This window comes from Streptomyces sp. 6N223 (assembly GCF_052246635.1).
In the GTDB taxonomy this organism is placed as follows: Bacteria; Actinomycetota; Actinomycetes; order Streptomycetales; family Streptomycetaceae; genus Streptomyces.
This window is the reverse complement of the sequence record NZ_JBQQCA010000016.1, coordinates 55,481-69,512: the sequence shown is the minus strand read 5'-3', so window position 1 is coordinate 69,512 and position 14,032 is coordinate 55,481. Positions and strand designations below refer to the sequence as shown.

The following is a 14,032-nucleotide window of genomic DNA, read 5'->3' as shown; positions in this document are numbered from 1 at the left end:
CCTCACGGGCCGGCCGCCCCGCCCTCGTCGAGCAGCCCGGGAGGCGGCGAGACGACGACGCGGCCCGCGGCGGGCTCGACCGCGGGGACGAACTCGCTGACGAACGGGATCATCGCCTCCCCGCCGTCCGGGCGGGCCACGATGAGCAGGTCCTGCCCCGGCAGGTGCGCGATGTCGCCGATCTCGCCGACGGGGGTGCCGTCGGTGGTGACCACGCGCAGGCCGAGCAGCTGGTGGTCGTAGAACTCCTCGGGGTCCTCGGGGCGTACCCCCGGGTCCACCTCGGCGAGGAGCAGGATGTTGCGCAACGCCTCGGCGGCGGTGCGGTCGGCTACGCCGGCGAAGCGGAGCAGCAGCCGCCCGCTGTGCTCCCTCGCGGCCTCGATGGTCAGCGGGCCGGCCTCGGGCGGGTCGGTGGCGAGCACGGCGCCGGGCGACAGCCGCAGCCCGGGCTCGTCCGTGCGCACCTCCACCGAGACCTCGCCCCGGATGCCGTGGGCGCGGCCGATGCGCGCGACGACGAGTTGCACTGTGCTTCCGTGCCCTTGTGCCTTCGTGTGTGCGGTGCTCCGGGTGCCGGGGGCGGGCGCCGCCCCCGGCACCGGTGCGTGTCAGGGTCCGTGAGGATCCTCAGCGGTTCGTGGCGGTCGTCAGCGGACCTCGTCCGCGTCGACGAGGTCGACGCGGACTCCCTTGCCGCCGAGCGCGCTCACGACCGTGCGCAGCGAGCGGGCGGTGCGGCCGTTGCGGCCGATCACCTTGCCGAGGTCGTCGGGGTGGACCCGGACCTCCAGCACCCGCCCCCGGCGCAGGGTGCGCGAAGCGACCTGCACCTCGTCGGGGTGGTCGACGATGCCCTTGACCAGGTGCTCCAGGGCCTCTTCCAGCATCCGTTAGCCCTCGGACGGTTCGGACGCGGCCTCGGCGTCGGCCTTCTTCTCGCCGGACTTCTCCGCCTTCTCGCCCTTCTCGGACTTGTCGGCCTTCTGCGACTTCTTCGCCTTGGGCGTGATGGCCTCGCCCTTCGGCTCGCCACCCGACTCCTTGGCCGCGGCCTCGAAGACGGCGCGCCTGTCGGGGCGGGCCTCGGCGACCTTCATCGGCGGCGGCGCGGGCAGTCCCTTGAACTTCTGCCAGTCGCCGGTGACCTGGAGGATGGCCTTGACCGGCTCCGTGGGCTGCGCGCCCACGGTGAGCCAGTGCTGCACGCGCTCGGAGTCGACCTCGATGCGCGAGGGGTTCTGCACCGGGTGGTACAGCCCGATCTCCTCGATGGCCCGGCCGTCCCGGCGGGTCCGGGCGTCGGCGACGACGATGCGATAGTGCGGCGACCGGATCTTGCCCAGCCGCTTCAGCTTGATCTTGACTGCCACTGCTGTGGTGTCTCCTGGTGTTGACGGGTGGACCGCAGCGAGCTGCCGCGTGGGGAGTGCGGCGCCGGGGGCCCGATGGACGCGCTGGCCGGAGGAGAGAGGGGTCCTGTGCGACCGGCGAGTTCAGCGGTCCATTGTGCCACACGGCGTGATCGCCCCGGACCACGCGGCCGGGCCCGCGGGACGCCCGGACGCCGCCGGGCGCGGCCCGGACTCGGGCCCGCCGCGCTCAGGAGGCCACCACCAGGCTCTCGGCGATGCGGAAGGGCTTCTTGCAGGCGCCGCAGACGATCGGCGCCTGTTCCAGGACCGAGGGGACGACCCGCACGTTCCGGCCGCACTCGCAGACGGCCTTGACGCGGACGCCCCCGCCCGAGGAGCCGTGACGGGCGGCCGGCCCCCGGAAGCTGCGTTTGGTGTCGGTGGAGGTCGCCGCCAGATGTGCCCGTACGGCTCGCTGGAGCCGCTCGGCGGTGGCGCGGTACCGGCGGCGGGTCTCGCCGTTCATCGTGACCAGCGAGAAGCCGCTGCTGGGGTGCGGATCCTCGGCGTGGTCGAGGCCCAGCTCCTCGGCGATCGCGAGGAAGCGGCGGTTGTGGTAACGCCCGGCGCGGGAGGTGTCCCGCACCCCGCGGGCGGCGGCGATGCCGTGCACGGCCTCGTGCAGCAGCCGCTCGAAGGAGAGCTCCGCGCCACAGGCGGACGAGGACTCCCCGATCAAGGATTCCGGCGCGGCCAGGTCCGGCAGCTCGGGGTGGTGCCGTTGAATGTCGGCCCACGCGAGTGCCAGCTCGGCGGCGAGAACTGGTGGTGTCGTGCTCACGTCGTACCTAACGAGCAACTCCCCCCGGGTGTTCCGATTCCGGGTCAAGTCCGCGAATTTGCACCTACCAGTCAGTTTGCCCGGGGAACGCCGGGAAACCCGCGAACGCCGGGGACGCCGAGGAACGCCTCGGCCCGGCGCGTGGGGGGTGTGGGGGGTAGGTGAAGAGCCCGGGTGGGCTGAGTGAAGCTTAGTAGGCTCGGCCCACGACGGCCACCGTGCCGGGGGCGTCTTCCGACTCCGGCACCGAGCCGTCCTCGGCCACCAGGCAGCGCACGGACACGGCGTCCTCGGCCAGCCGGGCCTCGCCCTCGGGCCCGAGCAGCGCCCACGGGATGCGGGCCCAGCCGCCCGCGGCGGCGGCCTCGACCGCCTCCTCGACGGTGCGCACGTCCGCGGTGCTCGCCTCGCGGCGCTCGCGGGACTGGCGCAGCAGCAGGGCCTGGTCCTCCTCCAGCAGCCCCGGCAGGAGCTTCGGCAGCGCGTCGAGCGCGACGGGCTCCTTGCCGCCGGGGATGCGGCGCGCCAGCATGGCGGAGCCGTTCGCCACGTCGCGCGGGCCGATCTCGACGCGGACCGGGACGCCCTTGAGCTCCCAGTCCACGGCGCGGCGGCCGAAGGGCACGTCGCCGTGGTCGTCGATCTCACATCGCACGCCGGCCTCGGTCAGCGCGGCGGCGACCTGCCGCACGGTCTCCAGCACGGCGGGGTCGTCCTTCACGGCCAGCACCACGGCCTGCACGGGCGCCAGCCGGGGCGGGACGCGCAGCCCGTTGTCGTCGCCGTGGGACATGATGAGGCCGCCGACCATGCGCGTGGAGGTGCCCCAGGAGGTCTGCCAGACCAGCTCGCGGCTGCCGTCGCGCGACAGGAAGCGGGTGTCGAAGGCGCGGGCGAAGTTCTGTCCGAGCTCGTGGCTGGTGCCCATCTGCAGCGCCTTGCCGTCGCGCATCATGCCCTCCAGGGTGAGGGTGTTGATGGCGCCGGCGAAGCGCTCGGCGGCGGTCTTGCGGCCCAGCACCACGTCCATGGCGAGGAAGTTGATCATGAAGTCGCCGTAGACCTCGCGGTGGATGAGGGCGGCGTAGTCGCGGGCATCCTCGCGCGTGGCGTGGGCGGTGTGGCCCTCCTGCCAGAGGAACTCGGAGGTGCGCAGGAACGCGCGGGTGCGCATCTCCCAGCGGACGACGTTGGCCCACTGGTTGATCAGCAGCGGCAGGTCGCGGTAGCTCTGCACCCACTTCGCGAAGTACTCGTTGATGATCATCTCGGAGGTGGGCCGGATCACGGCCGGCTCCTCCAGCTGCTTGCCGCCGCCGTGGGTGACCACCGCCAGCTCGGGGGCGAAGCCCTCGACGTGCTCGGCCTCCTTCGCCATGTGCGACTGCGGCAGCAGCAGCGGGAAGTAGGCGTTGCGGGCGCCCGCGGCCTTGATGCGGGCGTCCATCTCCTGCTGCATCCGCTCCCAGAGCCCGTACCCGTACGGTCGGATGACCATGGTGCCGCGCACCGGGCCGTTGTCGGCCAGCTCGGCCTTGTTGATCACGTCCTGGTACCAGCGGGGGAAGTCCTCCGCCTGGGGGGTGAGTACGGATGCCTTAGCCATGGCGGGCATGGTACGGCTCCGAGGGCCCCGAGCGTGAATCGGATTGTCGTGATCGGGCTACTGCGGCGGCAGCATGTCCTTGAACTCGGGGGGCAGTTCGAAGTCCGAGGGGTCGATCTGGCCGTCCTCGCCGCTCCGGCGCAGCGCGGCGGCCCGCTCCTCGGCCTGGCGCTTCATGGGGTTGCCCGACCTGCGGGCGCCCTTGCCCTTCTTCTGCTTGCCGCCCTTGCGCCGGACACCGCCGCCGCCCATGCCGGGCATGCCCGGGACGCCCGGCATGGCGGGCATGCCGCCGCCCTGGGCCATCTTCGACATCATCTTGCGGGCCTCGAAGAAGCGCTCGACCAGGTTCTTCACGGCCGAGACCTCGACGCCGGAGCCGCGGGCGATGCGGGCGCGGCGGGAGCCGTTGATGATCTTGGGGTCGGTGCGCTCGCCCGGGGTCATCGACTTGATGATGGCGGCGGTGCGGTCCACCTCGCGCTCGTCGAGGTTGTTGATCTGCTCCCGGATCTGGCCCATGCCGGGCATCATGCTCAGCAGCTTGGAGATGGAGCCCATCTTGCGGACCTGCTCCATCTGCGCCAGGAAGTCGTCGAGGGTGAACTCCTTGGGCCCCTTGGCGAGCTTGCTGGCGAGCTGCTCGGCCTCCTGCTGGCTGAAGGTCCGCTCGGCCTGCTCGATGAGGGTGAGCATGTCGCCCATGCCGAGGATGCGGGACGCCATCCGGTCGGGGTGGAAGGCGTCGAAGTCCTCCAGCTTCTCGCCGTTGGAGGCGAACATGATCTGCCGGCCGGTGACGTGCGCGATCGACAGCGCGGCGCCGCCGCGGGCGTCGCCGTCGAGCTTGGCGAGGACGACGCCGTCGAAGCCGACGCCGTCGCGGAACGCCTCGGCGGTGCTGACCGCGTCCTGTCCGATCATGGCGTCCACGACGAAGAGCACCTCGTCGGGGCTGACGGCGTCCCGGATGTCGGCGGCCTGCCGCATCATCTCCTCGTCGATGCCGAGGCGTCCGGCGGTGTCGACGATGACGACGTCGTGCTGCTTGTCGCGGGCGTGGGTGAGGGAGTCCTCGGCCACCTTGACCGGGTCGCCCACGCCGTTGCCCGGCTCGGGGGCGAAGACGGCGACGCCAGCCCGCTCGGCCACGACGGAGAGCTGGTTGACGGCGTTGGGGCGCTGCAGGTCGCAGGCGACGAGCAGCGGCGTGTGGCCCTGGGAGGCCAGCCAGCGGCCCAGCTTGCCGGCGAGGGTGGTCTTGCCGGCGCCCTGGAGGCCGGCGAGGAGGATGACGGTCGGGGGCGTCTTCGCGAAGCGCAGCCGACGGGTCTCGCCGCCGAGGATGCCGACCAGCTCCTCGTTGACGATCTTGATGACCTGCTGGGCGGGGTTGAGGGCGCGCGACACCTCTGCGCCCTGGGCGCGCTCCTTGATCTGCTTGATGAAGGAGCGGACGACCGGCAGCGCCACGTCCGCCTCCAGCAGCGCGACGCGGATCTCGCGCGCCGTGGCGTCGATGTCGGCCTCGCTGAGGCGGCCCTTGCCGCGGAGGTTACGGAATGTGTTCGCAAGGCGATCGGAGAGGGTGTCGAACACGGCGCTGAAATGCCTCCTGTGCCACGCGCTCCGCGCGCAAGTGGTATCGGCGTGCTAGGCGCAGCCAGGCCCTGGGCCCGGCGCTTGACCTCTGGCCTTCCGCGCACTCCGCGCGCAAGTCAGTCCAGGGTACTTAAGCCTACGCCCGCGCGTCCCGGGGATCAGTCCGCGGTCGCGGCGGTCCCGTTCGCCAGCGTCCGCTCCAGCCGTCGTGTGAGGTCCGCGGCCTCCTTCGCCGGGAGCGGGGCACCCTCCGGGCCGGTGACGTAGAAGGCGTCGACGGCGTTGGCGCCCAGGGTGCTGACGTGGGCGCTGCGCACCATGACGCCCGCGTCCTCCAGGGCGTGGCCGATGCGGTAGAGCAGCCCGGGAGCGTCCTGGGCGCGGACCTCGATGACCGTGGCGAGCTGGGAGCCGAGGGGAGCGACGGTGACCCGCGGCGGCGGGGCGTCGCGCGGCCTGCGGCGGGGGCGGCGGTAGGCGGCCTCGCGCTCGGCGAGGCGGGCGCCGATGTCGAGCGAGCCGTCGAGGGCGCGCACCAGGTCGGCGCGCAGCAGCTCGGCCTGGGGCAGGGAGCCGTACTGCGCGGCGACCCGCCAGTCCAGCAGCAGCACCGGGCCCTGGCCGGCCGGGTCGACGCTGCGCAGCTCGGCGGAGCGGACGGTGAGGCGGTGCAGGGCGAGCACGCCGGCCATGGCGGGAAGCACGCCGGGCCGCTCGGGCAGGGCGACGACCAGCTCGACGCCGACGGGCTCGGGCTCGGCGGCGTGGCCGTGGGGGTCGTGGTCGTCCCAGTCCTCCTCGGGCCCGCCCGCTCCCTCCGCGGGCGCGGCGGCGTCGGCGGGCCGGGTGTGCAGGGTGAGCACCGCGGCCTGGGTGCGGAACGCCTCGATGGCGAGCCGTTCGGCGGCGACGGTGGGCTGCGCGGCGGCGGCGTCCGGGGGCTCGCCGCCGTCGCCGAGCATGGCCGCGACGCGCGTGACCAGGTCGGCGACGAGCGAGGCGCGCCAGGACGACCAGGCGGCGGGCCCGGTGGCCAGGGCGTCGGCCTCGGTCAGGGCGTGCAGCAGCTCCAGGGTGCCGGCGCTGCCGACGGCCTCGGCGACGTGCTTGACGGTGGCGGGGTCCTCCAGGTCGCGCCGGGTCGCGGTCTCGACCAGCAGCAGGTGGTGGCGTACGAGGGTGGCCAGCACCTCGGTGTCGGCCGGGCCGAAGCCGATGCGGGCGGCCATGTCGCGGGCGATGGTCTCCCCCGCCACGCTGTGGTCGCCGGGCCAGCCCTTGCCGATGTCGTGCAGCAGCGCGGCGACGAGCAGCAGGTCGGGGCGGCCGACGCGGCGGGTGAGGGCGGAGGCGCGCACGGCGGTCTCCACCAGGTGCCGGTCGACGGTCCAGCGGTGGACGGGGTTGCGCTGCGGGCGGCAGCGGACGCGCTCCCAGTCCGGCAGCAGGCGGGTGATGAGCCCGGCCGCCTCCAGCGCCTCCCAGACGGGGACCGTGTCGCGCCCGGCGCCGAGCAGGGTGAGGAACTGCTCGCGGGCCTCGGCGGGCCAGGGCACGGGCAGCGGGTTGTCGGCGGCGGCCAGGGCGTGCACGGCCGGCAGCGCGAGCGGCAGCCCGGCCTGGGCGGCCGCGGCGGCGGCGCGCAGTGGCAGCACCGGGTCGCGGTCGGGGCGGGCGGAGCGGGCGAGCACCACCTCGCCCTCCTGCTCGACGACGCCCTCGGCGAGCGGGGTGCGCTCCTGCTCGGGGACGCGGCGGACGCTGCGGCTGCCGCGGGTGCCCCGGGAGCCGAGGAGCCCCCGGAGGCGGCTGCGGGCGGAGCGGGCGCGCAGCACGCGGCCGACCTCGCGCCAGGTGACGTCGGAGGCGTAGCTGATGGTGCGGGCGGCCTCGTAGACGTGGCGCAGCAGGGCGTCGGCGTCGAGCAGCCCCAGGGCCGCGGCGACCTGGTCCTGGTCCTCGAGGGCGAGGCGGTCGGTGGCGCGCCCGGTGGCCAGGTGGAGGGCGTCGCGCACGTCGAGGAGGTCGTTGCGGGCGGCCTCCAGGCCCTGGCGTGGGGCGTCGGCGACCCAGGAGGCGGCGACGGCGCGCAGCGCGGTGGCGTCGCGGAGGCCGCCGCGGGCCTCCTTGAGGTCGGGTTCGAGGAGGAAGGGCAGCTCTCCCTGGCGGCGGGCGCGTTCGCGGCCCAGCTCGTGCAGCTGCGGCAGGCGGGCGGGGGCCTGGGCGCGCCACTGGGCGAGCAGGGCGGTGCGCAGCTCGGCGGTGAGGGCGGCGTCGCCGGCGATGTGCCGGGCGTCCAGCAGGCCGAGGTGGACCTTGAGGTCCTCGGCGGCGGTGGCGTGCGCCTGCTCGAGGGTGCGCACGGAGTGGTCGAGGGCGATGCCGAGGTCCCACACGGGGTACCACAGGCGGTTGGCGAGGGCGGCGATCTCCTCGTCGGGGGCGCCGCCGTCGTGGAGCAGCAGCACGTCGAGGTCGCTGCGGGGGGAGAGTTCGCCGCGTCCGTAGCCGCCGACGGCGACGAGGGCGACGCGGGTGGGGCGCTGCCCGTCGCCGAGCAGCCCGGCCAGCCAGCCGTCGGTGAGCCGGGCGAGCTCGGCACGGCGCGGCGGCCCGGTCCGCGCCCGCTGACCGTCGCCGTCGTCCGGCTGGGTCAGCAGGCGCAGCCGGGCCGCCGCGTAACTGCCGCTGGGTCCCGTCTGCTCGCCGGGGGTCGGTGTCGTCTCCGCCGTCATGCGGTCCCCAACTCCTGGTGTTTCCGTGTGCGTCGTGCGGTGTGCGGGTGAGCTGTGCGGTCGGTCTCCTACAGGGCGTCCGGGCCGCGTTCGCCGGTGCGCACCCGCACGGCCGTGTCCACCGGCAGGCTCCAGACCTTCCCGTCGCCGATCTTGCCGGTGCGGGCCGCCTTGACGACGGCGTCGATGATCGGCTCGGCGTCGGAGTCCTCGGCGAGGATCTCGACACGGACCTTCGGCACCAGGTCGACGGTGTACTCCGCGCCCCGGTAGACCTCGGTGTGGCCGCGCTGCCGCCCGTACCCGCTGGCCTCGGTGACGGTCATGCCGTGAACGCCGAAGGCCTGGAGCGCTTCCTTGACCTCGTCCAGACGGTGCGGCTTGATCACCGCGGTGATGAGCTTCATGCGTCCACCTTCTTCTGAGCCGCCCCGGCCTGGGCCGAAACGCTGCCGTTGCCGCCGACGGTACCGCTGCCGGCCTGTGAGAAGTCGTACCCGGTCTCCGCGTGGAATACCTGGTCAAGGCCGCCGGCCTCGTCCTCCTCGTTGGCACGGAAGCCGATGGTGCGCTGGATCACCGTGGCCAGGATGTAGCTGACGACGAAGGAGTAGGCCATGACCGTGAAGGCGCCCAGGGCCTGCTTGCCGAACTGCTCGAAGCTGCCCTCGTTGCCGCGGATGCCCTCGGAGGCGAGGAAGCCGACCATCAGGGTGCCGACGACGCCGCCGAAGAGGTGGACGCCCACGACGTCGAGGGAGTCGTCGTAGCCGAGCTTGTACTTCAGGCTGACGGCCCAGGCGCAGACCGCGCCGGCCACGAGGCCGATGAGGACGGCGCCGAGCGGGGTGACGTCCGCGCCGGACGGGGTGATGGCCACCAGACCCGCGACCGCGCCGGAGGCGGCGCCGAGGGTGGTGAACGCGCCGTGGCGGATGCGCTCGTACACCAGCCAGCCGATCATGGCGGAGCCGGTGGCGATCTGGGTGTTGAAGCCCATGATCGCGGCGACGCCGTCGGCGGCCAGCTCGGAGCCGGCGTTGAAGCCGAACCAGCCGAACCACAGCAGGGCCGCGCCGAGCAGCACCATCGGCAGGTTGTGCGGGCGCATCGGCTCCTTCTTGAAGCCGATCCGCTTGCCGATCACCAGGACCGCGCCGAGGGCGCCGGCTCCGGCGTTGATGTGGACGGCGGTGCCTCCGGCGAAGTCGATCACGCCCTGGTTGAACAGCCAGCCCTCGTCGACGGCCCACACCCAGTGCGCGACCGGGAAGTAGACAATGGTGACCCACAGCGCGATGAAGATGGCCCAGCTGCTGAACTTCACGCGGTCGGCCAGCGCGCCGCTCATCAGGGCGGGCGTGATGATCGCGAACATCAGCTGGAACAGGGCGAAGGCGATCAGCGTGCCGTCCAGTTCGCCGCCGGGGCTGATCGTGTCCAGGGGGAGGCCGGCGGCGTCGAGGTCGCCGATGATGGGGCTGGTCCCCTCAAAAGCGAGGCTGAAGCCGTACAGCACCCACAGGACGCTGACGATGCCGAGGGAGATGAATGACATCATCAGCATGTTGAGGGCGCTCTTGACCCGGACCATGCCGCCGTAGAAGAAGGCGAGACCCGGGGTCATGAGCATGACCAGAGCGGACATGATCAGGACGAACGCGATGTTCGTTGATGTGAGAGCCTCACCAAGAGCGTCTTCTGGACTCAAGTGAACGTCTCCTTCGTGTGCGACCCGTGCGGGCAGGATCTTGGGCGGGTCAGGAATTCGCCACAGGCTCCCCGAGAGCGGTTTCCTTCGATGGCCACCCATGTTTCCGACATGTGACGAAGGCTCGCCGGGCGTTACGCCCAGGTGACGTTTATCGATTCTTTACCAAACTGGCGTTACGGTGTCGCCGCACCGCCGCCGACTCTCCGCGTGGTCGGCCGTTCGCGACAGGCCCGGGCGGCGGACCGGCCGTGGCGGGCGCCCGGTGACCTGGCCTGGGGGAGCCGAGTCGGGCTGTCCGGGGTGGCCGGCACGGCCGGCGATCGTGGGTGGCGAGGGCGTCAGACCGCCTGGCTCGCGGGGCCGTGACCCGGGCCGTGCCGATCGCTGCGGCGCAGCCCCGCCGCGAGGCGTTCGGACAGCTCGGCGATCGCGGGCACCTGCCCGTACTCCCGCCGCGCCGTGGCGTGGGTCCTGCGCAGCCGGTTGCCGACCCGCTCCGAGCGCAGCCTGCCCGCCAGGCCGATCGCCTCGCCCATCGGAACGGCGCCCGCCTCGGGTTCGCCCGCCAGCAGGTGCACGGTCGCCATGCCGATGAGGTTGAGTGCATACGACCGCAGGTGGCCGCTGCCCTCCGCCGAGACGCACTCGGCGGCGAAGAGCTCCACCGCGCGCTCCATCAGCGGGCGGGCGCGGGCGACGTACATCGGGCTGCGCCCGGCCACGTACGCCAGGTCCCGGTAGGAGTGGGCGTTCTCGGCGTTCAGCTCGGCCTCGGAGAAGAAGCCGATCCAGTTCGGCTCCGCCTCGCCGGGCTCGATCTCCTCGAACGCCTCCTGCGCCATCCGCACGGCGCGGTGGCACTTGGGCGGCTGGCCGAGGGTGGCGTAGGCGCGGGCCTCCATCGCGTGCAGCATCGAGCGCGTGCGGGCGGTGGCCCCCTCCCGGCTGCCGTACTGCGCGAGGTGGATCAGCTCCAGCGCGTCCTCCCCCCGCCCCAGGTGGATCATCTGGCGGCTCATCTGGGCGAGGATGAACGCCCCGAGCGGCCGGTCGCCGGCCTCCTTGGCGGCGTGCAGCGCGAGCACGAAGTACTTCTGGGCGGTGGGCTGCAGGCCGATGTCGTAGCTCATCCAGCCGGCGAGCTCGGACAGCTCGGCGGTGATCCTGAACAGCCTGCGGCGCACCCGCTCCGGGTGCGTCTCCTGCAGCAGGTCGGTCACCTCGTGGAGCTGGCCGACGACCGCCTTGCGGCGCAGCCCGCCGCCTGACTGGGCGTCCCAGGCACGGAACTCGGCGGTGGTGCGCTCCAGCATCTCCAGCTCCGGCACCGAGAGCCTGCCCTGGCGCCGCCCGGCGTCGCGGCTCTGGGCGGGCAACGCCATCAGCCGCCCGGTGTCGGGCCCGTCGGGCTGCTCCGGCTCCGCGGCCGACGGGACGAGCCAGCGCTGCATCGGCTCGATCAGGCCGGGCCCGGCCGACATCGTCAGCGAGCTGCCGAGGAAGCCGCGCCGGCCCAGCATCAGGTCGCTGCGGGAGAACTCGTTGATCAGCGCGACGGTCTGCGCGCCCGCCCAGGGCAGGTCGATGCCGGAGACCGCCGCGCACTGGCGGCCCGAGCGCAGTCCGAGGTCCTCGATGCTGACGACGCATCCGAAGCGCTCGGAGAACAGCTCGGAGAGAATGCGCGGTATCGGCTCGCGCGGCTGCTCGCCGTCCAGCCAGCGCCGCACGCGGGAGGTGTCGGTGCTGATGTGGTGGGCGCCGAGCTGCCGCGCGCGGCGGTTCACCTGCCGGGCGAGCTCGCCCTTGGACCAGCCGCTGCGCTGAAACCACGACATCAGGCGCTCGTTGGGCCGCTTGGCCGAAATGCCCGCGCCGGCGCCACCGTTGCCGCTCACTGTCACGCCCCCATGCCATGCTGACAAGCCGTCAAAGCCTACACCGAAAGTAATCCTATGATCACTGGCGTGGCGAGTGGCAAGTCTCAATCGCCACCATTCGCCACCCCTTCGAAGGAACCTCATGCCCCCCGCACGCGCTTCACTTGTACCCAGGATGTTCGACACCGGGCGGAGCGAAGCATTTTGGGGGCGCAGACCGTCGAACGCACTCCCCCAAGGCCACCGCCACCCGCCGTAACCCCCGGCACACGGCACCCGTTGGAGAGGGCATGGGTTTCACGATCGGCGGCTTGCGGCGCACCTCCCGCCGCTCCCCGGTCGGCACGGCCGTCGCGGAGTACACCGGCCTGTGGGGCTGGGACGTGATGCCGGGCGCGAGCGCCCGGCGCGCACCGGGGCAGGCGCGGCCCGGCTGTTCCTGCGGCAGCGCCGACTGCGGCGCGCCCGGCGCCCACCCGCTCGACCCCGGGCTCGTCATCCCGGCGGGCACGCCCCTGGAGCGGGCGCTCGCCGCGTGGTCGGACGCGGCCACCCACTGGCCGGGGGCGACGGTGCTGCTGCCGACCGGGGCCGCCTTCGACGTGATCGAGGTTGCCGCGGCGGCCGGGCGGCTGGCGCTGCCGCGGCTTGAGCGGATGGGGCTGCCGCTGGGGCCGGTGGCGCTGGCGCCGCACGGGCGGGCATGGTTCCTGGTGGCGCCCGGCGCCGCCGCCGCGCTGCCCGAGCTGCTGTACCGCACGGGCTGGGACGGCGCCTCGCTGGACCTGCGGGGCCTGGGCCCGGGCGGGCACATCACCGCGCCGCCCTCGGACCACGGCGGGCGCGGCGCGGTGCGGTGGCTGCGCGCGCCCGACCTGGAGACGGCCGCCGCGCCGCCGCAGGCGCGGCTGCTGCTCGGCACGCTGGCGTACGTCTGCCACCGTGCGGCGCAGGTCGCCTCCGGGGGTTGAAGGCCGCTCCCGGGCACCCCCGAGGGATCAGGCGGCGGCGGCCGGGCGGAGCCCGCGCGGCGAGCAGCTACGCGAGCAGCGCGTCCACGAACGCCTCCGGCTCGAAGGGCGCCAGGTCGTCCGAGCCCTCGCCGAGCCCGACGAGCTTGACCGGCACGCTCAGCTCGCGCTGCACGGCCACCACGATGCCGCCCTTGGCGGTGCCGTCCAGCTTGGTGAGCGCGATGCCGGTGATGTCGACCACCTCGGCGAACACCCGGGCCTGCACCAGGCCGTTCTGCCCGGTCGTGGCGTCGAGGACCAGCAGCACCTCGCTGACCGGGCCGTGCTTCTCCACCACCCGCTTGACCTTGCCCAGCTCGTCCATGAGGCCGGTCTTGGTGTGCAGCCGACCGGCGGTGTCCACCAGCACCACGTCGGCGCCCTCCGAGATGCCCTCGCGCACCGCCTCGAAGGCGACGGAGGCGGGGTCGCCGCCCTCCGGGCCGCGCACGGTGCGCGCGCCGACGCGCTCGCCCCAGGTCTGGAGCTGGTCGACGGCGGCGGCGCGGAAGGTGTCGGCGGCGCCGAGCACTACCGACCGGCCGTCGGCGACCAGGACGCGGGCGAGCTTGCCGGTGGTAGTGGTCTTGCCGGCGCCGTTGACGCCGACGACGAGGATGACGGCCGGGCGCTCCTCGCCGTCCGCCGACACGCCGCCCTCGGTGTGGACGGTGCGGTCCAGGTCGGTGCCCACCTGCCGCAGCAGCTCCTCGCGCAGCAGGGCCTTGAGCTCCTCGGGGCTGCGGGTGCCCAGCACCCGCACGCGCTCGCGCAGCCGCCCGACCAGCTCCTGGGTGGGGGCGACGCCCACGTCGGCGGTGAGCAGGGTGTCCTCGATCTCCTCCCACGTCTCGTCGTCCAGCCGCTCCCGGGAGAGCAGCGTCAGCAGGCCCTTGCCGAGGGTGTTCTGCGAGCGGGCGAGACGGGCGCGCAGCCGGACCAGCCGGCCCGCGGTGGGCTCGGGGACCTCGATCGGCGGCGCCTCGGGCGGGGCGGCGGCCGGGGCCTCCGGCCCGGCGGGCGGCCCCACGTCCTCGACGGTGCGCCGCGCCTCCTCGGTGGCGGCCTCGGCTCCCTCCTCTCCGACGCGCGCCTCGGCGGGCGCGGTGGCGCGGGTGGCGTCGGCGGGCGCGCGGCGTTCCGCGGAAGGGGCCCGGCGGCCGCGGCGGCCGACCAGCAGCCCGCCGGCCGCGGCGACGGCCACCACGACGATGACGGCGGCGATGATGAGGATGTCCATCGGTGTCCTAGCTGTGCCTGGCGCACGGAGGAGGGGCAACGGGTCC

The 14,032-nt window shown here is 73.7% G+C and carries 12 protein-coding genes; 1 reads left to right on the top strand and 11 read right to left on the bottom strand.

Features of this window, described 5'->3' with window-relative positions; translation table 11 throughout:
* Positions 1–2 precede the first annotated feature (2 nt).
* From rimM to nsdA, 10 genes are all read right to left on the bottom strand, one after another.
* Positions 3–530 (bottom strand): ribosome maturation factor RimM, encoded by a 528-nt coding sequence (gene rimM, locus ACTWQH_RS12940; protein ID WP_443286614.1) that lies wholly within the window; start codon positions 528–530, stop codon positions 3–5.
* A 120-nt stretch (positions 531–650) separates the two neighbouring features.
* Positions 651–890 (bottom strand): RNA-binding protein, encoded by a 240-nt coding sequence (locus tag ACTWQH_RS12935; protein ID WP_443286613.1) that lies wholly within the window; start codon positions 888–890, stop codon positions 651–653.
* Positions 891–893: 3 nt separating this feature from the next.
* Entirely contained in the window at positions 894–1,373 is a 480-nt protein-coding gene (gene rpsP, locus ACTWQH_RS12930; RefSeq protein WP_443286612.1) for a 30S ribosomal protein S16, read from the bottom strand.
* Between the two features lie 229 nt (positions 1,374–1,602).
* Positions 1,603–2,196: a hypothetical protein gene (locus tag ACTWQH_RS12925; protein ID WP_443286611.1), complete on the bottom strand. Its 594-nt coding sequence runs from the start codon at positions 2,194–2,196 to the stop codon at positions 1,603–1,605.
* A 190-nt stretch (positions 2,197–2,386) separates the two neighbouring features.
* Entirely contained in the window at positions 2,387–3,802 is a 1,416-nt protein-coding gene (gene proS / locus ACTWQH_RS12920; RefSeq protein WP_443286610.1) for a proline--tRNA ligase, read from the bottom strand.
* 57 nt (positions 3,803–3,859) lie between these two features.
* Positions 3,860–5,401, bottom strand: coding sequence for a signal recognition particle protein (gene ffh / locus ACTWQH_RS12915; protein WP_443286609.1), 1,542 nt, complete (start codon positions 5,399–5,401; stop codon positions 3,860–3,862).
* A gap of 161 nt (positions 5,402–5,562) precedes the next feature.
* The gene (locus ACTWQH_RS12910; RefSeq protein WP_443286608.1) at positions 5,563–8,139 is read right to left on the bottom strand and encodes a [protein-PII] uridylyltransferase; all 2,577 of its coding nucleotides are present in this window, start codon (positions 8,137–8,139) and stop codon (positions 5,563–5,565) included.
* A 68-nt stretch (positions 8,140–8,207) separates the two neighbouring features.
* Positions 8,208–8,546, bottom strand: a complete 339-nt coding sequence (locus tag ACTWQH_RS12905; protein ID WP_443286607.1) for a P-II family nitrogen regulator — start codon at positions 8,544–8,546, stop codon at positions 8,208–8,210.
* Complete coding sequence (locus ACTWQH_RS12900; protein ID WP_443286661.1) at positions 8,543–9,805, bottom strand: ammonium transporter; 1,263 nt, start codon at positions 9,803–9,805, stop codon at positions 8,543–8,545. The genes ACTWQH_RS12905 and ACTWQH_RS12900 overlap by 4 nt, the downstream gene beginning before the upstream one ends.
* A 386-nt stretch (positions 9,806–10,191) precedes the next feature.
* Positions 10,192–11,757 carry a transcriptional repressor NsdA gene (gene nsdA / locus ACTWQH_RS12895; RefSeq protein WP_443286606.1) on the bottom strand — a complete coding sequence of 522 codons (1,566 nt, stop codon included), beginning with the start codon at positions 11,755–11,757 and terminating at the stop codon, positions 10,192–10,194.
* Between the two features lie 266 nt (positions 11,758–12,023).
* On the opposite strand from nsdA, the gene ACTWQH_RS12890 reads away from it, so the two are divergent.
* Positions 12,024–12,704 (top strand): bifunctional DNA primase/polymerase, encoded by a 681-nt coding sequence (locus ACTWQH_RS12890; protein WP_443286605.1) that lies wholly within the window; start codon positions 12,024–12,026, stop codon positions 12,702–12,704.
* Positions 12,705–12,771: 67 nt separating this feature from the next.
* Here ACTWQH_RS12890 and ftsY read toward each other — a convergent pair whose 3' ends face one another.
* Complete coding sequence (ftsY, locus tag ACTWQH_RS12885) at positions 12,772–13,986, bottom strand: signal recognition particle-docking protein FtsY (RefSeq protein ID WP_443286604.1); 1,215 nt, start codon at positions 13,984–13,986, stop codon at positions 12,772–12,774.
* Between the last annotated feature and the right edge of the window lie 46 nt (positions 13,987–14,032).